At 62.2% G+C, this 24,975-nt stretch carries 26 protein-coding genes; 18 read left to right on the forward strand and 8 right to left on the reverse strand.

The window, feature by feature from the left end; genetic code table 11:
- Positions 1-17: 17 nt before the first annotated feature.
- The 5 genes from pgi to K3175_RS09180 all read left to right on the forward strand — a co-directional run bounded on the left by pgi (position 18) and on the right by K3175_RS09180 (position 3,924).
- The gene (gene pgi, locus K3175_RS09160; protein ID WP_221543035.1) at positions 18-1,598 is read left to right on the forward strand and encodes a glucose-6-phosphate isomerase; all 1,581 of its coding nucleotides are present in this window, start codon (positions 18-20) and stop codon (positions 1,596-1,598) included.
- Between the two features lie 266 nt (positions 1,599-1,864).
- Positions 1,865-2,548: a ferritin-like domain-containing protein gene (locus tag K3175_RS09165; RefSeq protein WP_221543036.1), complete on the forward strand. Its 684-nt coding sequence runs from the start codon at positions 1,865-1,867 to the stop codon at positions 2,546-2,548.
- 10 nt (positions 2,549-2,558) lie between these two features.
- Positions 2,559-2,963, forward strand: coding sequence for a GtrA family protein (locus tag K3175_RS09170; protein WP_221543037.1), 405 nt, complete (start codon positions 2,559-2,561; stop codon positions 2,961-2,963).
- A 66-nt stretch (positions 2,964-3,029) separates the two neighbouring features.
- The gene (locus tag K3175_RS09175) at positions 3,030-3,569 is read left to right on the forward strand and encodes a hypothetical protein (protein ID WP_221543038.1); all 540 of its coding nucleotides are present in this window, start codon (positions 3,030-3,032) and stop codon (positions 3,567-3,569) included.
- A 127-nt stretch (positions 3,570-3,696) separates the two neighbouring features.
- Positions 3,697-3,924 carry a hypothetical protein gene (locus K3175_RS09180; RefSeq protein WP_221543039.1) on the forward strand — a complete coding sequence of 76 codons (228 nt, stop codon included), beginning with the start codon at positions 3,697-3,699 and terminating at the stop codon, positions 3,922-3,924.
- Here the strand turns inward: K3175_RS09180 and K3175_RS09185 are convergent.
- Together K3175_RS09185 and K3175_RS09190 are read right to left on the reverse strand one after the other, a co-directional pair.
- A complete protein-coding gene (locus K3175_RS09185; protein WP_221543040.1) occupies positions 3,921-4,160 on the reverse strand; it encodes a DUF6894 family protein in 240 nt (79 codons plus the stop codon). The genes K3175_RS09180 and K3175_RS09185 overlap by 4 nt on opposite strands.
- Positions 4,161-4,232: 72 nt before the next feature.
- Entirely contained in the window at positions 4,233-4,946 is a 714-nt protein-coding gene (locus K3175_RS09190) for a Crp/Fnr family transcriptional regulator (RefSeq protein ID WP_221543041.1), read from the reverse strand.
- 275 nt (positions 4,947-5,221) lie between these two features.
- Here K3175_RS09190 and K3175_RS09195 point away from each other — a divergent pair, with 275 nt between their 5' ends.
- The 10 genes from K3175_RS09195 (at position 5,222) to K3175_RS09240 (ending at position 14,757) form a co-directional block, all read left to right on the forward strand.
- Positions 5,222-5,998 carry a Crp/Fnr family transcriptional regulator gene (locus tag K3175_RS09195; RefSeq protein ID WP_221543042.1) on the forward strand — a complete coding sequence of 259 codons (777 nt, stop codon included), beginning with the start codon at positions 5,222-5,224 and terminating at the stop codon, positions 5,996-5,998.
- Positions 5,999-6,299: 301 nt separating this feature from the next.
- Positions 6,300-7,673 carry a DEAD/DEAH box helicase gene (locus K3175_RS09200; RefSeq protein WP_221543043.1) on the forward strand — a complete coding sequence of 458 codons (1,374 nt, stop codon included), beginning with the start codon at positions 6,300-6,302 and terminating at the stop codon, positions 7,671-7,673.
- Positions 7,674-7,740: 67 nt separating this feature from the next.
- On the forward strand, positions 7,741-9,108 hold the full coding sequence (gene gorA, locus K3175_RS09205) for a glutathione-disulfide reductase (RefSeq protein WP_221543044.1): 1,368 nt from the start codon (positions 7,741-7,743) through the stop codon (positions 9,106-9,108).
- Positions 9,105-9,947 carry a hypothetical protein gene (locus tag K3175_RS09210; protein WP_221543045.1) on the forward strand — a complete coding sequence of 281 codons (843 nt, stop codon included), beginning with the start codon at positions 9,105-9,107 and terminating at the stop codon, positions 9,945-9,947. Before gorA ends, K3175_RS09210 begins: the two co-directional genes overlap by 4 nt.
- Positions 9,948-9,995: 48 nt before the next feature.
- Positions 9,996-11,015: an NAD-dependent epimerase/dehydratase family protein gene (locus tag K3175_RS09215; protein WP_221543046.1), complete on the forward strand. Its 1,020-nt coding sequence runs from the start codon at positions 9,996-9,998 to the stop codon at positions 11,013-11,015.
- A 69-nt stretch (positions 11,016-11,084) separates the two neighbouring features.
- A complete protein-coding gene (locus K3175_RS09220; protein WP_221543047.1) occupies positions 11,085-11,642 on the forward strand; it encodes a TspO/MBR family protein in 558 nt (185 codons plus the stop codon).
- Positions 11,643-11,673: 31 nt separating this feature from the next.
- The gene (locus K3175_RS09225; protein WP_221543048.1) at positions 11,674-11,919 is read left to right on the forward strand and encodes an accessory factor UbiK family protein; all 246 of its coding nucleotides are present in this window, start codon (positions 11,674-11,676) and stop codon (positions 11,917-11,919) included.
- Positions 11,920-11,965: 46 nt separating this feature from the next.
- Positions 11,966-12,562, forward strand: coding sequence for a DNA repair protein RecO (gene recO / locus K3175_RS09230; protein WP_221543049.1), 597 nt, complete (start codon positions 11,966-11,968; stop codon positions 12,560-12,562).
- Position 12,563: 1 nt separating this feature from the next.
- Positions 12,564-13,631: a 3-isopropylmalate dehydrogenase gene (gene leuB, locus K3175_RS09235; protein WP_221543050.1), complete on the forward strand. Its 1,068-nt coding sequence runs from the start codon at positions 12,564-12,566 to the stop codon at positions 13,629-13,631.
- A gap of 34 nt (positions 13,632-13,665) precedes the next feature.
- A complete protein-coding gene (locus tag K3175_RS09240; RefSeq protein WP_221543051.1) occupies positions 13,666-14,757 on the forward strand; it encodes a glycosyltransferase in 1,092 nt (363 codons plus the stop codon).
- 4 nt (positions 14,758-14,761) lie between these two features.
- Here the strand turns inward: K3175_RS09240 and K3175_RS09245 are convergent, their stop codons facing one another.
- Positions 14,762-16,033: a phospholipid carrier-dependent glycosyltransferase gene (locus K3175_RS09245; RefSeq protein WP_221543052.1), complete on the reverse strand. Its 1,272-nt coding sequence runs from the start codon at positions 16,031-16,033 to the stop codon at positions 14,762-14,764.
- A gap of 83 nt (positions 16,034-16,116) precedes the next feature.
- On the opposite strand from K3175_RS09245, the gene K3175_RS09250 reads away from it, so the two are divergent.
- A complete protein-coding gene (locus K3175_RS09250; RefSeq protein ID WP_221543053.1) occupies positions 16,117-17,322 on the forward strand; it encodes a trans-sulfuration enzyme family protein in 1,206 nt (401 codons plus the stop codon).
- On the opposite strand, the gene K3175_RS09255 is transcribed toward K3175_RS09250, so the two are convergent.
- Positions 17,319-17,732, reverse strand: coding sequence for a DUF6628 family protein (locus tag K3175_RS09255; protein WP_221543054.1), 414 nt, complete (start codon positions 17,730-17,732; stop codon positions 17,319-17,321). The genes K3175_RS09250 and K3175_RS09255 overlap by 4 nt on opposite strands.
- Positions 17,733-18,317: 585 nt before the next feature.
- Here K3175_RS09255 and apaG point away from each other — a divergent pair.
- The gene (apaG, locus tag K3175_RS09260; protein ID WP_221543205.1) at positions 18,318-18,716 is read left to right on the forward strand and encodes a Co2+/Mg2+ efflux protein ApaG; all 399 of its coding nucleotides are present in this window, start codon (positions 18,318-18,320) and stop codon (positions 18,714-18,716) included.
- A gap of 3 nt (positions 18,717-18,719) precedes the next feature.
- On the opposite strand, the gene K3175_RS09265 is transcribed toward apaG, so the two are convergent.
- From K3175_RS09265 to argJ, 4 genes are all read right to left on the reverse strand, one after another.
- Positions 18,720-20,255: a Ppx/GppA phosphatase family protein gene (locus K3175_RS09265; RefSeq protein WP_221543055.1), complete on the reverse strand. Its 1,536-nt coding sequence runs from the start codon at positions 20,253-20,255 to the stop codon at positions 18,720-18,722.
- A complete protein-coding gene (locus tag K3175_RS09270; protein WP_221543056.1) occupies positions 20,252-22,393 on the reverse strand; it encodes an RNA degradosome polyphosphate kinase in 2,142 nt (713 codons plus the stop codon). The genes K3175_RS09265 and K3175_RS09270 overlap by 4 nt, the downstream gene beginning before the upstream one ends.
- 149 nt (positions 22,394-22,542) lie before the next feature.
- Positions 22,543-23,307, reverse strand: a complete 765-nt coding sequence (locus tag K3175_RS09275; protein ID WP_221543057.1) for an inositol monophosphatase family protein — start codon at positions 23,305-23,307, stop codon at positions 22,543-22,545.
- A 29-nt stretch (positions 23,308-23,336) separates the two neighbouring features.
- Positions 23,337-24,563, reverse strand: coding sequence for a bifunctional glutamate N-acetyltransferase/amino-acid acetyltransferase ArgJ (gene argJ / locus K3175_RS09280; RefSeq protein ID WP_221543058.1), 1,227 nt, complete (start codon positions 24,561-24,563; stop codon positions 23,337-23,339).
- Between the two features lie 112 nt (positions 24,564-24,675).
- On the opposite strand from argJ, the gene K3175_RS09285 reads away from it, so the two are divergent.
- Positions 24,676-24,948, forward strand: coding sequence for a hypothetical protein (locus tag K3175_RS09285; protein WP_221543059.1), 273 nt, complete (start codon positions 24,676-24,678; stop codon positions 24,946-24,948).
- Positions 24,949-24,975: the final 27 nt, after the last annotated feature.

Here is a 24,975-nt window from a genome sequence, read left to right on the forward strand (position 1 = left end):
AAGGATTTTTGCCCGCCATGACCAAATCTGCCGCCGATCTCTGGAGCGACCTTGCGAACCTTCCGCAGCCGACACTGCTCGAACTGTTCAGCACGAAACGCGATGGCGGCGAAGGGGCGGACGAGCCGGGCGGGGCCGACCGGGTGGCGATGCTGTCCGGCCGCATCGAACTGGCGGGCGATAACGCGGGCGATCCGCTGGCTCCCGGCGGCATCCTGTTCGACTGGTCGAAAACCCATCTCGACCGCGCGGTGCTGGCGCGCTTTGGCGAACTGGCCGAGGCGATGGACTTTGCCGGCATGCGCGACAAGCTGTTCTCGGGCGAGATCGTCAATCCCACTGAAGGGCGCGCCGCCGATCACGCCACGCTGCGCGGCGTGGGCGATGCCGCCAAGGTCGAGGAAGCGGGCGCGCTGATCGACCGGATGGGCATGCTGGTCGAAGCGATCCACCAAGGCGCGCTGGGCGAGATCGACCACCTCATCCACATCGGCATCGGCGGCAGCGCGCTGGGCCCGGCGCTGGGCGTGGATGCGCTGTCCCGCGATTTTGCACGCTGCGATGTGCACGTGGTCTCCAATATCGACGGCGTGGCGCTGGAAGCGGCCTTTGCCAAATGCGATCCGGCGAAGACCTTGATCGCGGTTGCCAGCAAGACCTTCACCACCATCGAGACCATGACCAATGCCGAAAGCGCGCTCAAATGGCTGCGCGACAACGGCGTGACCGATCCCGGCGGGCGCGTGATCGCGCTGACCGCCAATCCCGAAGGCGCGGTGGAATGGGGCGTCGACGAGACGCGCGTGTTGCCTTTCCAGGAAAGCGTGGGCGGGCGGTATTCCATCTGGTCTTCCATTGGTTTTCCCATCGCCATGGCGGTTGGCATGGACGATTTCCGCGAGATGCTGGCCGGCGCGGCGGCGGTGGACGCGCATTTCCGCGACACCGCGCCCGAGGACAATCTGGTCCTGCGGGCAGCTTTCGCCGATCTCTATTACAGCCGCGTGCGCGGCTGCCAGACCCGCGCCGTCTTCGCCTATGACGAGCGTCTGGGCCTGTTTCCCGACTATCTCCAGCAGCTGGAGATGGAGAGCAACGGAAAGCGCGTCACCGCCGACATGCAGCCGGTCGACGGCCCCACCGCACCCATCACCTGGGGCGGGGTGGGGACCGATGCGCAGCACGCCGTGTTCCAGCTTCTCCATCAGGGCACGCACCTCATCCCGGTCGATTTCATCGCCAGCATCGCGCCGGGCGACGAGCTGGACCCGGCACATCACCGCATCCTGCTGATGAACTGCTTTGCGCAGGGCGCCGCGCTGATGGCGGGCAAGAAGGGCGACGACCCGGCCCGCAACTATCCCGGCGACCGGCCATCTGCCACGATCCTGGCCGACGATCTGGACGCGGCCACGCTGGGCGCGCTGATCGCGTTTCACGAACACCGCACCTTCGCCAACGCCGTGCTGATGGGCATCAACCCCTTCGACCAGTTCGGCGTCGAACTGGGCAAGCAGATGGCCAAGGCGATCGAGCAGGGCGGCGAGGAATTCGACGCGAGCACCGAGCGCCTGCTGGAAGCCGCCGGGCTGAACTGAGGGATGGCGGCGGCTGAAACGGGGGTTGGAGTGACACCGATACCCCCGTTTTAGAAAATAGCTGCCATTCGCCTTCTCGCCTTAATACAGCACCTTATCCGCGATTTTGCGCAATTCGCTGTCAACTTCCGTTTTCCTATATCCAACCGCTGGTGAGCGGCGACTGCCGCCACTCATCCGGCCTGCAATCGACACTAGGCAGAGCGCTTGCCTGTAGGAAAGCGGATTGTCGTGACGCTCAGGGTAACCTGTGGTAAACCATTGCGATGAAAGCATGGTTCGCGCGCCGGTATCTCGATCTTCTGGGATCAATCTACATCTATAACGAGCATCGCGGCTATACCGCGCTCGACCGCGTGTTGGAGGCGGTGAAGGCCAAGCATCCCGAAGCCACCGAGCTGATCGCGGCGGTGGAGAAGCACCGGGCCGACGAACGCAAGCATTACACCATGTTCAAGCGCTGGTTCCAGCTGCGCGGCACCATGCCGATCGCGGTGGACCGGACCTTCGGCCATATCGACCGGTTCATCGAAATCAGTTTCGGCACCTCGATCGACAATCTCGACACGGATGCCATCATCGCCAGCGACGATCTGTTCGAACGGCTGTGCCGGGTGATCTCGCTGACCGAAAAGCGGGGGCTGAAGCAGGTCGAAATCCTGCTGAACCACCCGATCGTCAAGCAGGACAAGGCGCTCCACAAGATCTTCGAGGTCGTCCATGTCGACGAGCCCGATCATTTCCTGCCCTATGATAAATGGCTGGCCGCGAACCAGCGCCGCGTCCCCAATGCCTGGGAGCGCGGCATCGACCGCCTGATCCATTCCGAACTGCTGTTCATCAAGCTGCCGCTGCTGTTCCTGTGGTTCGGCGCGCCGCGGCGGACCGAATGGCGCGATGCGGGCGAAAACAATCCCCGGCCCCTGCCGCGCAGCGTGGCCGCCGCCTGAGACCCCTTACATGCTGAACCGTTTCCTGACGCGCCGCGCCGGCGGCATGCTGTGGCGCAACACCGTGGTCAGCACCGGCGTCTTCCTCGTCGGGCTGGGCGTGCTGTGGGTGCTGGTCGAACTGGCGGGCGTGGATCCCGTGATCGCCACCGGCATCAGCTTCCTGATCGCCAATTCCATCCATTACGTCTTCGGCCGCACCTGGATATTCGCCGGATCGGATCGCAGCGTGTCGACCGGCTACCTGCTGTTCCTTGGCAATGCCGTGGTCGGTCTGGCGGTGACGGTCGGGCTGTTCTGGGTGCTCACCCACTGGACGCCGATGAACTATCTCGTCGCGCGCGTGGTGGTTTCGGTCTTTGCAGGTCTCGCCGTATTTGCCCTCAACGCGGCGTTCAACTTCCGGCAGGTCTAAGCGCGCGTTTCGCTTTGAGCGAGCTTGCAGCATTGATAATCCGGGCCTTGTTGGTAGCGTGGCGGCATGACGATGTCTCGACGCGATGTCTTTGCTGCCGGAGCGCTTGTCGCTGCCTTAGGCGCTGGCGCTACCTCGGCTTGCAGTCCGGCCAGTATCCCGCCTGATTTGCCCAACAAGTTCTTTGTGGCGATTGCCAAGGGTGCGCTGGTCGAAGCCCGAAAATCCGCGCATCCATCAATTAGCCTTGCCTTGGTAAGCACGGTGGGAACGCAGATGTTCGAAGGCCCGGAAGATGTCACCGAGGCGCTTTATCGGCTCATGACGGTGGAGGGCTTCTCCATGATCGGCGACAGTCCGCTGGCCGAGGACGTTTTCGGCGGAATGTACTGGCGCGGCATAGGTCCGTGGCGCTGTAGCGACATGCTTAAGGGAGACGCCATCGAACTCGACACGTGCGGTGGAGGATCGCATGAAAGCGTCTTCAATGTCTTCGTGAACATCGATGGCGCGAGCGAAAGCGTGCACACGATCCTCTTGCTCCAAAACCGTAATCTTATCGCGCAATTGGGCGATTGGTCGGACAACCGCAATTTCGGCAAGTGACCGCCGCGAAATACCGACGCATAGCTAATTAATGTTATGGCGCGAAGTTTTGAGAAGCGCACAATAAAACCCACGCGAGTCGTGATCGGGAAAGTCACTATTTCGCCTTCAGATTGTGGGGGATATTATGCCGACTTATTCACTTCGCTTTTCAGCCCGAGGTTCGTCTACCGAGAAGATCGTGCAGTTCGAAGCCAAGTCTTCCTCCGAAGCGCTGACGCTGGCAGATGAGGAAGCGCAGGGCCGCTGCGCCGAACTGTTCGAAGACGGCCATCCGCTTTGCAAACTGGTCAAGATCGGACCGAGCAATCTCTGGCTGGTGGACCGGATGCCCAACAATATTCCGGCAAGCTAGCGCCGATCCTTCAGCCGGATATCGACCGTGAAGAGGATATTGCCCTCGGTATCGCGGGCATCGATCTGCAGCGTACCCACTTCCAGTATTTCAGGCTCGTTCTTCAGGACCTCGCCCGCGAACTGAACGGCGGCAATCCGCGCTGCCGGATCGTCGAGCAATTCGGTGCCGAGGTCATCGGTCTCGGTGAAGTTGTCGTGAAGGTCGAAGAAGTACCGTGGCATTGAGGTGTCCATAAAGCGTTCCTCTATCAAACGGCTGACAACCGGGTTCGGGTGAAGCGTGGTGCAAGATTGCGACGAATTGCCTCAACATCGCTTCATGTGGAGGTATTCGCTGTTGAACTGGGCGATTTCCTTGAGTTTTTCGATGTCGCAGATTTTCAGGCGCTTGTTATCCAGCTCCACCAGTCCTTCGTTGCGCATGCGTTGCAGCGTGCGATTGACGTGGACGGGCGTCAGCCCGATCGTGTCACCAAGCTGGTTCTGGGTAAGAGGCAGGTGAAATTCGTCACCGGCGGCCAGGCCGACGACTTTCATCCGTAGCCACAATTCGCAGAAAATATGGGCCATCCGTTCATAGGCGAAGCGCTGGCCCATGTTGGTAAGCCATTGGCGCAGGATGGATTCGTCGACCAGTGTCGACCACCACAGCGCCTTGGCGATGCGCGGATGGCTGTCGAAGATATCGATGATCTTCTGCTTGGACACGGCCGCATAGGTAATATCGCTGAGGGCCCCGATGCCGTGATCCATGTGTTCGAGAATGAACACGAAGACATCGCACATATCGCCCGGCAGAAGATAACCGGTGATCTGGCGATTGCCGTCGGGAAGTATCTTGTAACGGCAGGCCCAGCCTTCGAGCTGGATGAAAACCTCTTCGGGTTTTTCCCTTTCGCCGATTAGGTCTTCGCCTACCTTCACGGTCCTGACGTCTTCGCAGAGCCTGTCCAGATGGGCGAGATCGCTCTCGTCAAGTTCGGTGAAGCATGCCAATCGTTTGTGTAATGCGTTGGTCATGCCCAACTTTGCTCCCGATCTTCCTGTTAAACGGCGCACCGCGCCATGAAACAGGGCGAGATTGGCTCTCAATAACATAAGATAGGCATCGTTGGCCAATCCGGGGCAAATGCAGGCCTTTTACCGGCATGCCCATCCTTTATCCTCCCCGCGCAGCAATCTGCCCGCGCAGGAATAGACATTTGTTAATCCCGCTGGCAAAATGCCTTGCTACGCCGCCTGAAAGGAGCGGCGCCCAGCGCAGGCGTTTTCGGGATCAGACGAGGGGGCATCCGGTGGCAGACGGTATTGGTTTGGCAAGGGCAGCTATCGAGCCGGCTTTACCGGAAGAAAGGGTCGCAAAATTCATTCGCACTCTGCGACAGCGGTTCTCCTTTTCCGATGAGGAGCAGCAGCAGCTCATCTCGCGCATGGGGGGTGAGGCGTTCTTCCACAAGGGAGACACGCTGGTGGATGAAGGAGAGTGGATCGAATATTCCTCGCTCCTGTTTTCGGGATACGCGTGCCGCGAGAAGATCGATCGCGAAGGCAATCGGCAAATAGTGGAGATCCAGATTCCGGGCGATTTCGTGGATCTTCATTCCTATCCGATGGAACAGCTGGATCATGCGATCACCGCTCTGACGGATTGCCGGATCGTGAAGCTTTACCACAAGGAAATTGACGATCTGATCGACAAGCACCCGCGTTTCGCGCGCCTTTTGTGGTTCAGCACGATCGTCGATACGTCCATCCACCGCGAATGGATACTCAATCTCGGCTCGCGTGCGGGAAGCCAGCGAATGGGCCATTTCCTGTGCGAAATGTACTGCCGGATGGAGGTCGTCGGCCTGGTCGAGGACGGTCGGTACGATCTGCCGCTGACGCAGAAGGATCTGGGCGAAGCACTGGGGTTCACTCCCATTCACGTGAACCGGACTCTGAAGAAGCTGCGTAGCCTCGGTCTTGCCGATTTCCGCAATCAGAAAGTCACGATCGACGATTTCGATGCGCTGGCCGATCATTGCGGTTTCGATGCCAGCTATCTCTACCTCACGCCGCGCAAGAAATAGCTGCCGGGGCGGGGCAGGCTGCTCTGGGTGCTGCAAACACGCTGGCGCGCGGATGCATTTGCCCGGTCGCCGCGCGGTTGGCCACCAGCGCCCATTGCCGCTGCGGATTGACTTTTTGCGCTGCAGCATCCACATGATCGCCATCGAAGCGCGCTAGCCAGCGTGAAGCGGCGATGCGGATACATCCATCGCCCCGGCCGCGCCTCGGTCTTTTTCCAAGGACTTCCCTTTTCACGCGGGTCGTTTGACACCCGCGCCGCGCGACCCTTGCGTCTGCGCGCCGCATATTTTGCGAGTTTTCATGACACAATTCACCGATCTCGGTCTTTCGCAGCCCGTGCTCCAGGCCCTCGATCTGAAGGGCTACAAAGAACCCACGCCGATCCAGGCACAGGCGATCCCGCCCGTGCTGGAAGGCCGCGATCTCATGGGCATCGCCCAGACGGGTACCGGCAAGACCGCCGCTTTCATGCTGCCCAGCATCGACCGGCTGCGCGATGCCGACAAGCAGACCCCGTTCAAATCCTGCCGCATGCTTGTGCTCGCCCCGACGCGCGAACTGGCGGGCCAGATTGCCGACAGCGCCAAGGATTACGGCGCGCTTGCAGGCCTGAAGGTCCACAGCATCGTCGGCGGGACCTCGGTCAACAAGGACCGTAACAAGCTGCACCGGGGCACCGACATCCTCGTCGCCACGCCGGGCCGTCTGCTCGACCTGATCGACCAGAAGGCCTTCAAGCTGGACGGGGTGGAAATCCTCGTGCTCGACGAAGCGGACCAGATGCTGGACCTCGGCTTCATCCATGCTCTGCGCCGCATCAGCGAACTGGTGCCGGCCGATCGCCAGACGCTGTTCTTCAGCGCGACCATGCCCAAGCAGATCCAGGAACTGGTGGGAAAATATTGCCGCAATCCGGCCAAGGTCAGCGTGACGCCCGAAAGCACCACGGCGGAACGCATCGACCAGTATCTCTTCATGGTCCAGCAGGACGAGAAGCAGACGCTGCTCGAAATGATCCTGTCCGAACGCCACGACGTGCCCGGCAAGTTCGAGCGCGTGCTGATCTTCGCCCGCACCAAGCATGGCTGCGACCGGATCGTGAAGAAGCTGGGGCAGAGCGGCATTCCCGCCAACGCCATCCACGGCAATAAGAGCCAGCCCCAGCGCGAACGGGCGCTGGACGAATTCAAGCGCGCCAAGACGCCTATCCTCGTCGCCACCGATGTGGCCGCACGCGGGATCGACATTCCCGGCGTCAGCCATGTGCTGAATTACGAATTGCCCAATGTGCCCGAACAATACGTCCACCGTATCGGCCGGACCGCGCGTGCAGGCCGCGACGGGGTGGCGATCGCCTTCTGCGCCGAGGACGAGCGCGATTATCTCAAGGACATCCGCAAGAAGACCGATGCGGAGTTCGAGCGCCTGCCGCTGCCCGACAATTTCCGCGCCGTGGTGGAAGGCGTCGGCCCGACCAAGCGCGAACAGAAGCCCAAGCTGGCGCGGCCTAAGGTTCGCCCGACCGGCGGCGGTTCCGCGGGTAAGGACAAGCCCAAGCAGAAGCATCCCGCGCGCAAGGGCAAGCCTTCGGGCGCCGGTCAGGGCCGTCCCGGCGGCGGTCGCCCCGGCGGCAATCGCAATCGCAGCCGCAACCGGTCGCGCGCCGCCAACTAATTCGGAACTTGCCAGCGGCGGTCAGGTTGGCAAGGGACACTATTCCCAAGCCTGACAGGAGCGCCGCATGGCCGCCAAGAGCGAACCGACCGAATACGATTACGACCTTTTCACCATCGGCGGGGGATCTGGCGGCGTCCGCGCGAGCCGTGTTTCCGCTGCCCATGGTGCCAAGGTCGCCATTGCGGAGGAACACCGGGTCGGCGGCACCTGCGTGATCCGCGGCTGCGTGCCGAAGAAAATGCTCGTCTACGGCGCCCATTTCGCCGAGGATCTGGAAGACTGCCAGAAATTCGGCTGGGAGATCGGCGAGAAGAAGTTCGACTGGCAGGTGCTGCGCGACAATGTGCTGGCCGATGTCGATCGGCTGGAAGGCGCCTATACCAACACGCTCGAAAGCCATGACGTCACGATCTTCAAGGAACGGGCCGAAATCACCGGCCCGCACGAGATCACGCTGGCGAGCGGGCAAAAGGTCACTGCGGGGCACATCCTGATCGCCACGGGCGCGCGCCCGCGCATGCCCGAATGCCAGGGCGCCGAGCATGCGATCAGTTCGAACGACGCCTTCCATCTCGACGAACTGCCCAAGAAGATCATTATCGCGGGCGGCGGCTATATCGCCAATGAATTCGCCGGGATCTTCAACGAATTCGGCTGCGATGTGCATATCGTCAATCGCGGCGACCGCCTGCTGCGCAGCTATGACGAGGCGGTGCGCGACCGCCTGCTGCAGATCAGCACGATGAAGGGCATCAAGTTCCGCTTCAACACCACATTCGAATACATCAAGCCCTGTGACGATGGCGGCTATTTCGTGAAGATGTCGGATTGCGACGAGGAGAAGGCCGATCTGGTCCTCTTCGCGGTGGGCCGTATTCCCAACACCGAAGGCCTGGGGCTGGACAAGGTGGGCGTGGAACTGGGCGACAATGGCGAGGTCAAGGTCGACCGCTTCAGCAAGACCAATGTCGATCACATCTATGCCGTGGGCGACGTGACCGACCGCGTCCAGCTGACCCCGGTGGCGATCCGCGAAGGTCAGGCCTTTGCAGATACCGTGTTCGGCAAGGGCGATCCGGTCGCGGTTGACCACGGCTGCATTCCCAGCGCCGTGTTCAGCCACCCCCCGATCGCGGCGGTCGGCATGACCGAGGGCGAGGCGAAGAACCAGCTGGGCAGCGTGAAGGTCTATCTCTCCGATTTCCGGCCGATGAAGAATGTGCTGGCGGGACGCAACGAACGCAGCCTGTTCAAGATGGTCTGCGACGGCGAGACCGGCAAGATCGTAGGCATTCACATGATCGCGCCCGAGGCGCCGGAAATGATGCAGGCCGCTGCCATTGCGGTGAAGGTCGGGCTGACCAAGGCCGATTTCGATGCGACCACGGCCATCCACCCGACGATGGCGGAAGAACTCGTGCTGATGCGGTGAGGGTTTCGCTGCGCCTCGCCGCGATCGCCTTGGGGCTGGCCGTATCCGCCTGCGCCGATAGCGGGGCGGACGAGAGCGCTGCGGCCGACCCTTCGCCCGATTTCGCAACCCAGCTCGATGCACCTGCACCCGATTATGCGGCCATGCTGGCCGGCGAGACATTGCCCGACCGGGTGGAGAATACTTCGATCAAGGCGAGCGCGCCGCCACCGCCCGACGCCGCCCAAATCGGGGAGGTGTGGCGCAGCCGGCTCGACGCGCGCGATGCGCTGGGCGGGCTGGGCTATAGCGGGAACGGGCCGGGAAATGGCGCCGTGCGTCTGCTCGACACCCTGCTTTCGCGCGAGGACTTCAACGCGATGGTGCGCGAGAACGGCTGGACCGTGCCGCGCCATATCGATTTCAATTTCGTGGAAAGGCTTTCCTACCCCGCCGTTGCGGATGAAGTCGCCAATCGCATACGCTATTGGCCGCAGCGGAGGCAGCGCACCGGTGCGCAAAATATGGCTGCCCTTTACGGGAAGGTGTATCTCAAGGACGGCTGCTTGTTCGTCGATGGCCTAGATGGAAAGACCTCGCTCGCCTGGTTTCTCGCCGAGACCGGCCTCGACCTGGACGAAGAAGGCTATTTCATCCTCATCGACCGCCGGACCGGCTGGACGATGGGCAGGCTGGGAGAGACGATGAGCTGGGCCGGGCCGAACGGAGAACCCACGGCAGAGGAGACCGCATCCTTGCGGGCCAGCTGCGGAGATTACCCGGTCGCCGATGTGGGCAATCCGCATTCCGAGGTAAGGTTCGAGGCCGAACTGGAAAGGGCGCGGCAGGATCGCAGATAGGATGGGCGCCGGGGGAGGTGCCCGACATTGTGTAGCAGGGGAAAGCGAATGAAAGGTCGGGTGCTCGTCACAGGCGGTACGGGCTATATCGGGGGCGCGGTCATCGATCGGCTGCTGGCGCATGGCTATCGCGTCAACACCACCGTCCGCGATGCCGTGACAAGCGAGCCGAGATTACGGGCGCGCTGGCCCGAGGCCGGGGACAGGCTGAAGGTTTTTTCCGCCGATCTCCTGTCCCACGAAGGCTGGACCGAGGCGAATGCGGGCTGCGATGCGGTGGCGCATGTCGCGTCGCCATTCCCGCTCGATGTCCCCAGGAACGCCGACGATCTCATTATCCCGGCACGCGACGGCACGCTGCGTGCGCTCGAGTTCGCGCATAAGGCGGGCGTGAAGCGGTTCGTGCAGACCAGTTCGGCTGCGGCCATCGCCTATGGCCATCCGCACCGCGACCATTTCGATTATACCGACTGGACCGACCTCACCACCAATCCCGCGCCCTATATCCAGTCCAAGACCGTGGCCGAGCGCGCCGCGCGCGACTGGGTGGCGATGAATGCGCCGGGCATGGTGTTCTGCAGCATCAATCCGGTCGCGGTTTTCGGGCCGGTCCACGACGGCGATCTGTCGACCAGTGTGGAGCTGGTGAAGAAGCTCGTCGACGGGTCGATCCCGCTTCTCCCGAACATGGGCGTATGCGTGACCGATGTGCGCGATGTCGCCGATGCCCATGTGCGCGCGATCGAAGCTCCGGTGGAGGCGGTACGGGGCGAACGCTTTCCGGTGTCGGAGCGGTTCATGTGGCTCGACCAGATGGCGGAATCGCTGCGCCAAAGCGCCCCGGACCTTTCCGGGAAGGTGCCGCACCGCCGTATGCCCGACTGGCTGGTAAAGCTGCTCGCCCTGTTCATGCCGGAGATGCGCCAGATCAGGGATGAGCTTGGCAATATGCGCGATGTGTCCGGCCGCCACACCGAGAAGAGGCTGGGCATGACCTTCATTCCGGCGCAGCAGACGCTTGAAGATACAGTGCGCAGTCTTGTGCAAAAAGGCATAGTCAAACTATGACATGAACCGCATCCGCCGCGGTGGATCGGATTGCATTGCGCCGGATTGCCGGCGATCGAGGATAAGCCCATGAACATGTTGGCATCGCATGCCCAGCTTCGCGCAAGCTTCCTGCGCTGGTCCCTGTTCCTCGTCCCGCTCTGCGTCCTGCTGGGCTTCGTGTCGGGGCAGATCGGACCCGGTGCCGACAGTGCATGGTTCCAGGCACTCGAAAAGCCGTCCATCTTCCCCGAGCCCAAGTGGTTCGCCATCGTGTGGAGCATTCTCTTCGTGATGATCGGCCTGTCTGTCGCTCTGGTGGCAGCGGCGTGGGGCGCGCGCGGGCGCAAGGTGGCCCTGTGGGTCTTCGCGGTGCATTTCGCGCTTACGCTCGCTTGGACGCCGACCTTCTTCGCCGCGCAGCAGATCACGGCGGCGCTCGTGATCATAGGCCTCATCGTTCTCACCCTGCTGGCGGTCATCGCGCTGTTCTGGAAGGTGCGCCGGGCGGCTGCCTTGCTGCTGCTGCCCTATCTGGCATGGGTATGCTTCGCCGCGCTGCTCAATTACCAGTTCCTGCGCCTCAACCCGGAAGCCGACGGGGCAGGCGGGGGCGATGCGATCGAGCGCGTGCGCATCGGCAATTGAACTGGAGCGCCGCGACGCTTAGATAGCGTTCATGCAAAGCCAGAACCCCATGATCGCCGATTTCGTCAAACTCGCCAATTCGGCGGCCGGTACGCTTGCCGGAATGACCCGCGAAGCGCGCGAGACCGCGCGCGAAAAGGCCAAGGAAGCCTTTGGCGGCATGGACTTCGTCACGCGCGAGGAATTCGACGCGGTCAAGCAGATGGCCGCCAAGGCGCGCGAACAGGCCGAAGATCTGGCCGCGCGCGTTTCGGCACTGGAAGCCAAGCACAAGTGATCCGCGCCGCTGCCGCAAGGCAGGGGTCTTTAGGTAGGGTCTGGCCATGCAGCTGCGCGCGCCTGCCATATTGATTGCGGCCCGCCCGCATGGCGAGACGGCAGTAATCGCGCGCATGCTGACACATGCGCATGGCGTCGTGGCGGCCTATGTCGCGGGCGGTCGCGGGCGGCAGCTGCGGCCCGTCATCATTCCCGGCAATCTCGTTCAGGCCGACATTCGCGCCAAGTCCGACAGCCAGCTGCCCTTTGCCCGGCTGGAACTCACGCAGAGCCGGGGGCCATGGCTGAGCGAGCCGCTCCCCGCTTCGGCCATCTCATGGATCTGCGCGATCACGGCCAGCGCTCTGCCAGAACGCAATCCCTACTCGCGGCTCTATGAAGCGCTTTCGGCTCTGCTCGACGCGGTATGCAATGCCCCATCGGCCAGGGGCTGGGCACCGGCTCTGGCATCCTACGAAGTCCTGCTTCTGCGCGAGCTGGGCTATGGCGGGACCAAGCCCGACATAGGCAGCCTTGGCGATGCTCTGGAAATTCTGCGTGCTAACGAGGGGCCGATTGCCCGCTATCTCCTTGCCGACACCCGCGCCGACGTTCTAGCCGCTAGACAACTTCTGATGCAGCGGCTCGAACGGATGGTCTGACATGAAAATCGCAATCTTCCCCGGTGACGGTATCGGCCCCGAAGTCGTCGCAGAGGCGAAGCGGGTGCTCGATGCGCTGACGCTGCCCGGACTGACGCTGTGGGAAGGGGACGTGGGCGGTATCGCCTACAAGCGCCACGGCCACCCGCTGCCGCAGGAAACGGTCGAGATGGCCCTCGCCGCAGATGCCGTCTTGTTCGGTGCGGTGGGCGATCCGGAATGCGATGATCTGCCGCGCGAACACCGGCCCGAACAGGCCATTCTCGGCCTGCGCAGCGAACTGGGCCTGTTTGCCAATCTGCGCCCCGCGGCGGGTTTCCCCGGGCTGGAAGACCTGTCCTCCCTGCGCCCGGAAATCGCCCGCGGGATCGATCTGCTGGTGGTGCGCGAACTCAACGGCGATGTCTACTTCGGCGACAAGGGCGAACGCGAGAGCGACGGAGGCCGCGAAGGCTGGGACGCGATGTCCTATAACGAGGCGGAAGTCCGCCGCATTGCGCATATCGGCTTCCAAGCCGCACAGAAGCGCCGCAAGCGCCTCACCAGCGTCGACAAGGCCAATGTGCTCGAAACGAGTCGGATCTGGCGCGAAACGGTAGTCGAAGTGGCAAAGGAATATCCCGATGTCGCGCTCGATCACATGTATGTCGATAACGCGGCCATGCAGATGGTGCGCAGCCCGGGCCAGTTCGACGTAGTGCTGACGAGCAATCTGTTCGGCGATATCCTGTCCGACCAGGCGAGTGCCTGCGTCGGTTCGATCGGCCTGCTCGCCAGCGCGAGCCTGGGCGAACGGACGACCGAGTTCGGCACTTTCGGCCTGTACGAACCGATCCACGGCAGCGCGCCGGACATTGCCGGGCAGGGCAAGGCCAATCCCGTGGCCACCATCCTCAGCCTGGCGATGCTGCTGCGTCATTCGCTTGGCCGCGAAACGGAAGCCGGGCGGATCGAACGCGCGGTCGCCAAGGTAGTCGCCAGCGATAAGCGCGGCGCGGATTTGGGCGGCACGGCCTCGACCAGCGAAATCGGTGACGCGGTACTGCGGGCTTTGACCGCGCTGGCTTGAAAATCCCTGCGAAGCGCGTCAGGCGGCAATTTATATGACGCTCGACCTCGCCATCATCCTGCCGACGCTGAACGAGCGTGAAAACCTCGCGCCGCTGATCGAGCGGATCGCCACGGCGCTGGGGCCGGATGGGTGGGAAGTGATCGTGGTGGACGATAATTCCGCCGACGGTACGGCGGCCGAGGCGCGTCGCCTCGCCCGCGGTGACAGCCGCATTCGTGTGATCCAGCGGATCGGGCGGCGCGGTCTCGCCAGCGCGGCCATCGAAGGGTTCTGCGCCACCGCCGCGCCCTTCGTCGCGGTGATGGATGCCGATCACCAGCACGATCCCCTCCTGCTGCCGCTCATGCTCGACAGCGTCAGGGGCAGAGACGCCGACATCGCTGTGGCAAGCCGATTCACGCTGGGGGCGAGCACGGCCGACTGGCAAAACCCCGGACGGGAAAGGCTGTCGGGCCTCGCAAACCGTCTGGCACGGAGGCTGACCGGCGTCGAACTGACCGATCCGATGAGCGGCTATTTCCTGCTGCGGACGGAAAAGGCACTGGCGCTCGTACCGCGATTGTCGGGAGTCGGTTTCAAGATATTGCTCGACCTCCTCGCCACGTCGCCGGACCCGCTGAAAGTGCGCGAATTCCCCCTGAACTTTGCGGCACGAAGGTCGGGTGAAAGCAAGCTGGACCGGGCGATTGCCGCCGATTTTCTCGCCGGTCTCTACGACAAGGCGTTCGGCAAGATCATTCCGACGCGGTTTGCTCTGTTCGGAACTGTCGGCGCTCTCGGCGTGGGCGTCCATCTCGCGCTGCTTTACGCCTGCATGCTGGTTGCCGGCGCGCAGTTCGTGTGGAGCCAGGCGATTGCCACGCTGGGTGCGATGACATTCAACTTCTGGCTCAACAATTTTCTCACCTATCGCGACCGGCGGCTCGATACACCCAGAGCGATGCTGCGCGGCTGGGCGGGGTTCGTGCTGGCGTGCTCGATCGGCGCCCTTGCCAACGTCGCCATCGCGGCGGCACTGTTCGAGCGCGGGGTGCCTGCGCTGTTAGCGGCGCTTGCCGGGATCGCGATCGGGTCGGTCTGGAATTATGCGCTTTCCAGCCGCTTCGTCTGGGGCCGTTTCTGAGCGGTCAGATCCAGCTTTGCAGCCAGGTCCAGCGGTGAAAACTGTCGGGCTCGACCAGCGGCTCTGCGGCCAGTACGACATAATAAAACGCAAAAAGCGCGAGGCTGGCTGCCAGAACCAGATTGGCGGTCCATTTCCAGCCCGCCTGCCGCAGATCTTCGAGCGTTAGCGCCAGCGAGACCAGCAGGAAGGTGCTGGGCAGAAAGTAGTGATAATAGAACTGCACCGGCTTAGCGGCAAAAATCCAGAAGCCCAAGCTGATCGCATAAAGCAGGGCTACGGCTCCATGCGCGGGGGCTTTACGCGTCACCCCCTGCCATGTCGACCAAGCAAGAGCGCCAAGGCCCAGAACCATGGTGAGCGGATTGCCGATCAGGATGACCCCGCGCTGCGCCCCGTCCACCGGTTCATAAAGATACCAGATGGCGCGCCAGTTCAGCACCCAGTCGGGCCAGTTCGATTGATAGGGATGGGTGCGCAGAACCTGCGTCTGCAGGTCCAGCATCAGGCGGTGGTGCTGAACGATGCCGTCGCTGATCGGGTTCACCGTGAAGAAATAGCCGGGCAGGAATGTGAGCCAGTAGATGGCGAGCGGCAGGAGGCCCAGCCAGACGAACGCTTCCAGCAAGGTCATTCCCGGCACCGGCATTCCACGGCGGCTGAGGAGCAGGCGGCGGCGCCCGGCAAACCACCGCAGCACGAGAAAGCCGAGGCCGGGCACTGCGGCCAGCACCGCGGCATTCCACTTCGCCCCCATCGCGAGGCCCAGCGAGATGCCCGCAGCGATCAGCCTGCGCCTGCCGGTCTCCGGCTCGCGCATGGCCGCGGCCAGTTGCCAGAACGCAACCGCCAGTGCCGAGACCATGAACACGTCGAGCATCGCGATGCGCGAATGGACGAAGAGGTGAAACCCGCTCGCCACCAGCAGGCCTGCTGCAATCGTGGTGTAGCGGCTGCACGTCCCGAACCAGACGGCCCGCATGATGGCGAACAGCGCGAGCGCGCCAGCCAGCGAAGACATGAAACGCCAGCCCCACGGATTGTCGCCGAACAGGCCGATGCCCAGGGCGATGAGTTCCTTGCCCACCAGCGGATGTTCGCGATTGGAGAATTCGCCGAGGACCAGCAGGTCCCTTGCCGCGGGCAGATAATGGACCTCGTCGAAATAGGGCTGGCTTGGAATGGCGATGTTCCAGAGCACCAGCGCCCAGAAGGCTAAAGCCACCGCCATGCACCAGCGGATCGGATCAATCGGTTGCTCGGGTGCGCGGTTCATGCGCCGCGTCGATTAAGCGAGCGTTTCGGCGCTGACAACAGCCTTTGCTTGCCGCGCACTCGCGCCGTGCTATCGCGCGCAGCATGAAGAAGACCACCGGAACCGACCGCTCGATCACTCGCAACTGGCGCCCCGCAACGCAGGCCGTGCGCGGCGGCACCTGGCGGAGCGAGCATGGAGAGACCAGCGAAGCGCTGTTCCTCACCTCTGGTTACACCTATGACGATGCCCAGACGGTGGCGGACCGGTTTGCCGGTGAAGCGCAAGGCATGACCTATTCGCGTCTGCAGAACCCCACCGTGGCCATGCTCGAAGAACGCATCGCGCTCATGGAGGGGGCTGAGGCATGCCGCGCGCAGGCAAGCGGAATGGCGGCCATGACCACCGCTTTGCTGTGCCAGCTATCTGCCGGCGATCACGTGGTCGGGGCGCGGGCTGCGTTCGGATCCTGCCGCTGGTTGCTAGACCATCTCCTCCCGCGTTTCGGCATCGAGACGACGGTCGTCGACAGCGCGGACAATGCTGCGTGGGAGGCCGCAATCCGGCCCAACACCAAGGTGTTCTTCTTCGAGACTCCGGCCAATCCGACGCTCGATGTGGTCGATCTCAAGCATGTTTGCTCCCTGGCGAAATCGCGCGGCATCGTCACCGTGGTCGACAATGCATTCGCGACCAGCGCGCTTCAGCGACCGATGGACTTCGGTGCCGATGTGGTGGCCTATTCGGCGACCAAGCTGATGGACGGGCAGGGCAGGGTTCTGGCCGGCGCGATTTGCGGATCGCAGGAATGGGTCGACGAAGTGCTGCTGCCGTTCCAGCGCAATACCGGCCCGAATATCTCGCCTTTCAATGCCTGGGTGGTTCACAAGGGGTTGGAGACGCTTGGCCTGCGCGCGCATCGCCAGAGCGAAAATGCCGTCGCGCTGGGCAAATTCATCGAGCCGCGCGTTCCGCGTATGCTGCATCCCGGGCTCGAGAGCCATCCGCGCCACAGCCTGGCGATGGAGCAGATGACCGCGACCGGTCCGGTCTTTGCGTTCGACGTCGAGAGCCGCGAGAAAGCATTCGCCATCCTCGACGCGCTGGAGCTCGCCGATATTTCGAACAACATCGGCGATGCCCGGACCCTGATGTGCCATCCGGCCAGCACCACCCACGCTGGGATGACGGATGAAGAACGCGAAGCGATGGGCGTCACGCAGGGTCTGCTCCGCATCAATGTCGGGCTGGAAGACATTGAGGATCTGAAGGAAGATCTTGGACAGGCGTTGGAAGCCGCCGGCTTCTAGTGGCGCCAGCCATTACGGCGCGCGACCTGATCCAGTTCCTCGCCATAGGCATGGGCGGTTGTGAGCCCGGCGGCGCAGCTCGCATCGTCGGTCAGTGCCGCATAGACATCCAGTCCGCCGCCCTTGATCAATTCCATGAGCAAGCCTTCGTCACGCGTCATTCCGGTAGCGCAGCACGGCGCGAGCACGATGCGCCTGCGCGAGGCGCGCGCCAGATCGACCACCAGCGCCCGCGACAAGATGAGCATGCGGCGGAAATTCTGGCCGCCGACATCCAGCGCGAGCATGGTCGCGCGGGCATCGTGAAGACCGTGGGCAGCCATGCGGCGAAAGATCACCAGACCTAAAGTCTCATGCCGGCGCGCGGGCAAGGGGATCTCCAGGGAAGCCGAATCATTGCTGTGTGCCATGCTATCTCCTCACTCGGATGTGGTGCTATTGAGAATGAGTTGCAAAAGAAGCGTGTGATGTCCACCCCTGCAGAGATTTATCCTGCATGAAACAGGAGGCGGGCGACCGATGTCATGGCACTTGCTGCGATAAAACGGGGGAATGCGTTGATGCGCAGCGATCAAAACACGCGCTGCTGAGATCAAGCCTCTCTACGAAGCGAGCCTAGGATTGCTGGGGGTTGCGCTTGGGCCTGCGCAAATCGAAACCGTGCAGATTGAGCCTATCTGAGGATAGGGCTGATCGCATGGAAATTTATGGAGGCGCTGGGGGTTTTACCCGTTGCGCCGGAGGCCCGACTTCAGAACGCCAAGGCCGCAATCACGACTTGTGCAGCGAGCATCAACTCGATTCGGCCTTCACCGTCCTGATCGGCTATCATTCTGTTGATAAACGCGAAAATCATCTAAAGAGCCCTTTTGTTGACACAAAGTCGCATGTGGCACTTAGAATTGTCTGACATAGATTGGTTAACGAAGTTTAATTGCGCCGAATAAACGCACTGCCCTTGCGCGGACGACCTGACCCATTAGGTTGAGGATGTGATCAAGGAACTCTTTCAACACAGTGCCATGACCGACGGTATTACCGTTCGCGTCGCGGTGAATTTCCTGCCCGAACAGAGCCAGCCCGAGGCGGAGAAATGGTTCTGGGTTTATCACATCCGCATCGAAAACGCCTCGCATGAACGGGTGCAGCTGATTACCCGTCACTGGCGCATCACGGACGGCGACGGGATGGTCACGCATGTCGATGGCGAAGGGGTGGTGGGCGAACAGCCCATGCTGGAGCCCGGCGGAAGCCACGATTACGTGTCCGGCTGTCCGCTCGATACGCCGCGCGGTTCGATGGAAGGCTTTTACACCTTCCACCGCGAAGACGGTGCGCCTTTCGAAGTGCGCATTCCCTTCTTCCCGCTGGCAGCTCCTGCCACCGCTCCCTGAGAACTATTCTTCTTCCTCTTCCTCGATCGTGTCGGTGAAGTTGAATTCGCCGATCTTGATCTTGGCGGTACGGCCCAGCCATTCTGCGAGAATGTCGAGATCGCGGGTTAGCGGATAGGTTGCCAGTGCTGCCCGGCTTTCGTCGAGATAGAGCACCAGCGACTTCTTCTTGAGCCGGAGTTTGCTGAAACTGAGTGCGGTGCGCGCCCCCGCGCCGAGCCTGCGTGCGAGCCGAAATCCGAGGCCCCAGGTCAGACCTTCGCGCAAGTCGTCGCCATCGGCCAGCAATTCCAGCTTGCCGGGCAATTCGGTTCGACCAAGGCTGCCGAACAAGGCGGCGCACATCATTGCACGGTCGCGCGGCGAACAATCGATCCACCTCTTGTCGAGCGACCATTCGGTCGCGTGCGTGAGCCTCAAATTGGGTTCCACCCTCTGAAGGGCGGCGGCGAGCTGGGCTGCTGCGAGCCTGAGGCGTTCGTTGCGCTTGCCCTTTCCATTGGCGAGATCGACCGTCCAGCCCACGACACGGGCGGCATCGACCACCGGTGCATCACGCGGTTCCGCAAAGGCGTGGACGCCGGCGAGAAGCGGGTCGAGCGCACATTGAAGGTCCGAAAGGCGTGAATAGAGCAGCCCTTCGCGTATCCCCCAGCTGGAGAAAACGAGGTGGTCCGGTTCAATGACATCCAGCAGGGGGAGGAGCATGGCAGCAGCGTCCGGAAGATATTCGGCGCGCATCTGACTGATGCCCGATATCTTCACCAGTTCGTCGGCATCAGCGTCGACGAGAGTGCGCGCGTGCTGTCGGGCTTCACTGACCGAAAGCATGAAGCCGTGTGGATCGGTGAGTGGATAGTCTGCTTCGACCATCGCGTAATGAGCAAGCGCGCGCCACGTGCCGCCGATCATGTAAAGCGGCCCGGACTGTCTCTTCACCCAGGGAATTTGATCCAGACGGTCGTGAATGGTGCTGTCGAGGCTGGGATCGGCCGTGCGCAAGGCGGGGAGGCGGAGGGTCCCGAACGGCAGGCTCACCGCTTCGTGACACCTACCGTCACCGAGCGACACCAGCTCGAGACTGCCGCCGCCAAGGTCTGCGCTTATTCCTTCGGCACCGGGAAAAGCCCCGATTACGCCATAGGCTGATGCGAATGCTTCCTCTTCCTCGCTCAGAAGGCGAGGTTCGAGGCCGAGTGCGGCGACCTTGTCGAGAAACTCCCTGCCATTCTCGGCATCGCGGGCAGCCGCCGTAGCGACCGTCTGGATGTCGACAATTCCGCGGTCCCTCGCGAGCAGTTCGTAACGCGCCAGCGCTGCCAGTGCTTCATCGGCGGCTTCGTCGGGAATGCGGCCGCTGTCCGAAAGATCGCGCCCCAGCCGCGCCGAAACCTTCTCGTTCCAGACAGTCTCTGGTGCTCTGCCCGTTCCGGCGTAAATAACGAGGCGCACCGTGTTCGACCCGATGTCGATGACCGCCCTTGGAGGATGGATCAGCCGCCGTTGCCACTGCGGGTTGCGTGTCTTGGAGCGGTTCACGCATCTTCTCCCGGTAGGCTGAGGTCCGGCACATCATGCTTTTCAAGAGCCGAACCCCGCCCGGAGAGGGAGGGATTGGACATGAAATATTCGTGGCAGTTGAAGCCATTCTCGCCGCTGGCCATCCGCCTGTATTGGCCATCGGAATCGAGGCACCAGCTGCGTTCGGTATCAAGGATGTTGGCCAGCATGACCTGCTTTAGCATTTGGTCGTGCACCGTCTTGTTCGTCACCGGCACCATGACTTCGACCCGGCGGTCCAGATTGCGGCCCATCGCATCGGCGCTGGTAATATAGACCTTGGCCTGCCGGCTGGGCAGTTCCTTGCCATCGGCGAAGACCCACATGCGGCCATGTTCCAGAAACCGGCCGATAATGGATTTGACGCTGATATTCTCGCTCAGGCCGGCGATCCCTGCCCGTAGCGAACAGATACCGCGCACTACCATGCGGATTTGCACACCGGCCGCGCTGGCCTCGTACAATTTGTCGATGACCGCGCGATTGGTGATCGAGTTGAGCTTGACCCAGATGCCAGAGGGTTTGCCAGCTTTCGCATTGGCAATTTCCGTGTCGATAAGTTCATAAAGCTTTTCGCGCATTCCCAGCGGAGAAATCGCGATGCGCTCCAGCTCGTCCGGTTCGATATAGCCGGTGATGAAGTTGAACATCTTGGCCGCATCCCGCCCAAGCGCCTGATCGGCCGTGAAATAGCTGAGATCGGTGTAGATCTTGGCATTAACGGGATGATAATTGCCCGTGCCAAAATGGCAGTAGGTGCGGTAACCGTCTTCCTCGCGGCGCACGACGAGGCTGACCTTGGCGTGGGTCTTCCACTCGGTAAAGCCATAGATCACCTGGACCCCGGCACGCTCGAGCTCCTTCGCCCAGCGGATATTTCGCTCTTCGTCGAAGCGGGCTTTCAACTCGACCACGGCAGTGACTGCCTTGCCGTTCTGTGCTGCCTCGATCAGTGCGGCGATCACGGGCGACTGGTCGCCTGCGCGGTAGAGGGTCTGCTTGATCGAGACCACGGCCGGATCGACTGCGGCCTGATGCAGGAAATCCACCACCACCTCGAAGCTTTCGTAGGGATGATGGATGACCATGTCTTTCTCGCGGATGGCGGTGAAGACATCGCCGTCATGCGCCAGCACGCGTTCGGGATAGCGGGGAGAGAAGGGTGGGAATTTCAGGTCCGGTCGCGGTTCGGCACAAATCGCATCCAGATCTCGCAGCCCCAGCATGCCGCCCGTCTTCACGATCATCGCGGCATCGACGTCGAACTGATCACGCAGCAATGCTTCGGCCACTTCGTCGCATTCGTCGTCCAGCTCGAGCAGAACGGCACGGCCGCGGCGGCGGCGCTGGATGGCGGTGCGGAAGAAGCGGACAAGATCTTCGGCCTCGTCCTCGACTTCCATATCGCTGTCGCGCAGCACCCGGAACACCCCGTCTCCAAGGATTTTGAAGCCTGGGAAGATCTGGTCGGCGAACCGGGCCACAAGCTGTTCGATCGCGACGTAGATTGCCTGTTCGCCGGGCACGCGAACGAAGCGCGGAACACCGCTGGGGATCAGCACCATCTCGATCAATTCGCCCTTGCGCTTGCCGCGCTTCAGGCGAAACAGCGCGCCCATTCCTCCCGTCGCGACAAAGGGAAAGGGGTGCGAGGGATCAATTGCCTGCGGCGTGATGAGCGGCAGAATGTCGGTTTCGAAATATTCTGCGAGCCAGGTTTGCTTATCCTTCGGCAGCTCGTCGACCAAGGCTACGATAATACCCTCCTCCGCGAGAAGGCTGCGCAGCGATTCGAGGCTTTCCTGCTGGCGATCTTCCAGCTGCAATACCTGTTCGCGAATGGCGTCGAGCTGCTGGCGCGGGCTGCGTCCGTCGATCGCCGTGGTCTCGATGCCCCGCTGGACCTGACCTTCCAGCCCGGCGATGCGGACCATGGTGAATTCATCGAGATTGCTGCCCGAAATCGACAGGAAGCGCAGCCGTTCGAGCAGAGGGTAATCGGTATTTTCGCTTTCGGCGAGAACCCGGCGATTAAAGCTTAGCCAGCTCAATTCGCGATTGACGTAACGTTCTTCGGGTGCCTCTGGCGGTCCGGGGTTGTCACGGTCCTCTTCCATCCGGGGATGGTCGTCAGAGCTTGAGGAAGGCGCATTTCCAAGTGTCACGAGCGAACCTCTCTGGTCGGGGCAAGGCAGGGTAGGACGACGGCTCGCTATTGGAAAGCGTTTCGGATCACCACCGGACGCACGCACCTGTCAGTTCAGGGTCATAATTCGGCGTAGAGATCAGCCAGATCCTCCCACAGCTGGGGCGATGAAGCGCCGAGCAGGCCTTTGCGATCCCATTCATCGACACGATAAGGTGCGCCGTCAGGCCGGGCCACTTTGCCACCTGCTTCTTCCAGCCACAGGGCCCCTGCCGCATGGTCCCATGAAAGGGTCCGCTCGAAGATGGAGACATCGTTCTCACCGAGGCCGAGGCGGGGATATTGCTCGGCGGCGCAGAAGGGGATGTCGACCAGTTCGTAATTGGGAGAAATATGGCGTCTGGTCGCCTCCCGCTGCGCCTCGTCCATGAAAAGCAGCGAGATGGCCGCCACCGGAGGTGTCTTGCCGGTGGGCTGGGCGACGATTTTTTCGCCATCGACGAATGCCCCGTCACCGCGGTGAGCATAGCAGAAACGCCCGGTCAGGCAGTCGTAAAGCCAGCCGGATTGGGCCAGCCCGCCTTCGGCGCGGGCGATGATGATCCCGAATGGCGGTTTACCGGCGGCGAAGTTACGCGTGCCATCGATCGGATCGACGATCCAGCAGGCGCCCTCAAGCTGCTCCAGCACCGAAGGGTCTTCATGTGCGGCCTCTTCACCAACAAAGCCGATGGTCCCGTCGATGCTAACGAGCCCTGCGCGCAGCAGCTTCTCCGAGTCCTTGTCCGCGATGGTGACCGGATCGTTGCCGCCCTTGTCCTCGACATCACCGTCGGCAAGGTTCCGGAACCGCGGCAGGATCGCGGCTTCGGTTACCCTTTGCATCAGAGCAAGGATTTCCCGATCAAGTGCGTTCACGAGCGATAATCCGCGTTGATCGCAATGTATCCATGCGTGAGGTCGCAGGTCCAGACGGTGGCGCGACCATCTCCCAAGCCAAGATCGACGTCGATGCGGATTTCCTGCCCTTCGAGATGTTTGGCAACCGGAGCTTCGTCGTAATCGGGGAGGGGCTGGCCGTCCCGGGCCGCCCAGGTGCCGCCAAAACCGATCGATAGCCTGTCCCGATCGGCCGGTTCCCCCGCCTTGCCCACGGCCATGACCACGCGGCCCCAATTGGCATCACCGCCGGCAATGGCCGTTTTCACCAAGGGGGAATTCGCGACGGCGAGGCCGACCCTGCGGGCACTCTCGTCGCTGTCGGCACCGGTAACTGCCACCTCGATGAATTTCTGCGCACCTTCACCGTCGCGCACCACCAGATGCGCGAGGTCGCGGCAGACAGATAGGAGGGCGGCGTAGAATGCGTCTGCCCCTGTGTCCTCCCAGGAGGCGATAGGCTGATTTCCGGCCTTGCCGGTGGCAAAAGCCAAGACGGTGTCGCTGGTCGACGTGTCGCCATCGACCGTGATGCACGAAAAGGTGCTGTCATTGGCCTTCGTAAGCATTTCCTGCAGGAAAGCAGGGTCGACAGCAGCGTCGGTGAAGATGTAGCCCAGCATGGTGGCCATATCGGGAGCGATCATGCCGCTGCCCTTGATGATGCCCGCCAGTTCAACGCGCTGCCCCGAAATCATGGCCGAAGAGGACGCGCCCTTCGTAAAGGTATCGGTCGTACCGATGGCGCTCGCCGCCTCTTCCCAATCGCAGGGTATCGCCTGCAATGCAGCGGCAACACCTTCGCGTGCCTTGTCCTTCGGTAGAGGAACTCCGATCACGCCAGTGGAGGAGACAAAGACTTCACTCGGTTCGCAGGCAAGCGCTTCCGCCACCTGCGCCATGATCTGCTCCACTGCTTCGCGGCCCCGCATGCCGGTGAAGGCATTGGAATTGCCGGCGTTGACGATCAGTGCGCGCGCTTGGCCAAGCCGGACCTGTTCTCGGCCCAGTTCGACCTCGCTCGATGCGCAGGCGGATTTGGTGAAAACGCCCGCCACGCTGGTTCCCTCGTCCAGTTCGGCGAAGGTCAGATCGGCACGGTCCCACTTTTTGTAATGCGCCCGGGCGACACGGAGCGTCACGCCCTCGACATGAGGCAGTTCCGGGAAGGGGCGGGCGAGGGGAGAAGGTTCAAGATCCATGGATCGCGCGCTATACCTGACCGGAGCATGTCGCAATATCCGTGCGCAGGCGCAAAAAAATATCACTGCGTCTTCAAACCGTGCACCTTTTGCGCTATCTCGTCCTCCAACCATGGTACGACAGTTCCTCGCCTTCCTTGCACTCCTGACGGGTCTTGCCGCTCTCGGCACACCTGCGCAGGCGGCCATGGAAAGCGCAGTCGGGTCGATCGTGGAACAGGCCAGCGGCCAGGAAAGCGACAAGGACGACTCGCAAGTCACCTGCGCGCAGAAGCAGCTCCGGCAGAAGCTTCGTGGTGAAAAGGTAACGCCCTGCAAGAAGCAGGAAACCGTCACCGTCTACATTCCTGCAGTCATGTTCGGCCCTGATCGCGCGTTCGAATAACGCCGCTCGGCATATTCTGTAATCTCT

The sequence above is a fragment of the Qipengyuania aestuarii genome (assembly GCF_019711535.1).
Lineage (GTDB): Bacteria > Pseudomonadota > Alphaproteobacteria > Sphingomonadales > Sphingomonadaceae > Qipengyuania > Qipengyuania aestuarii.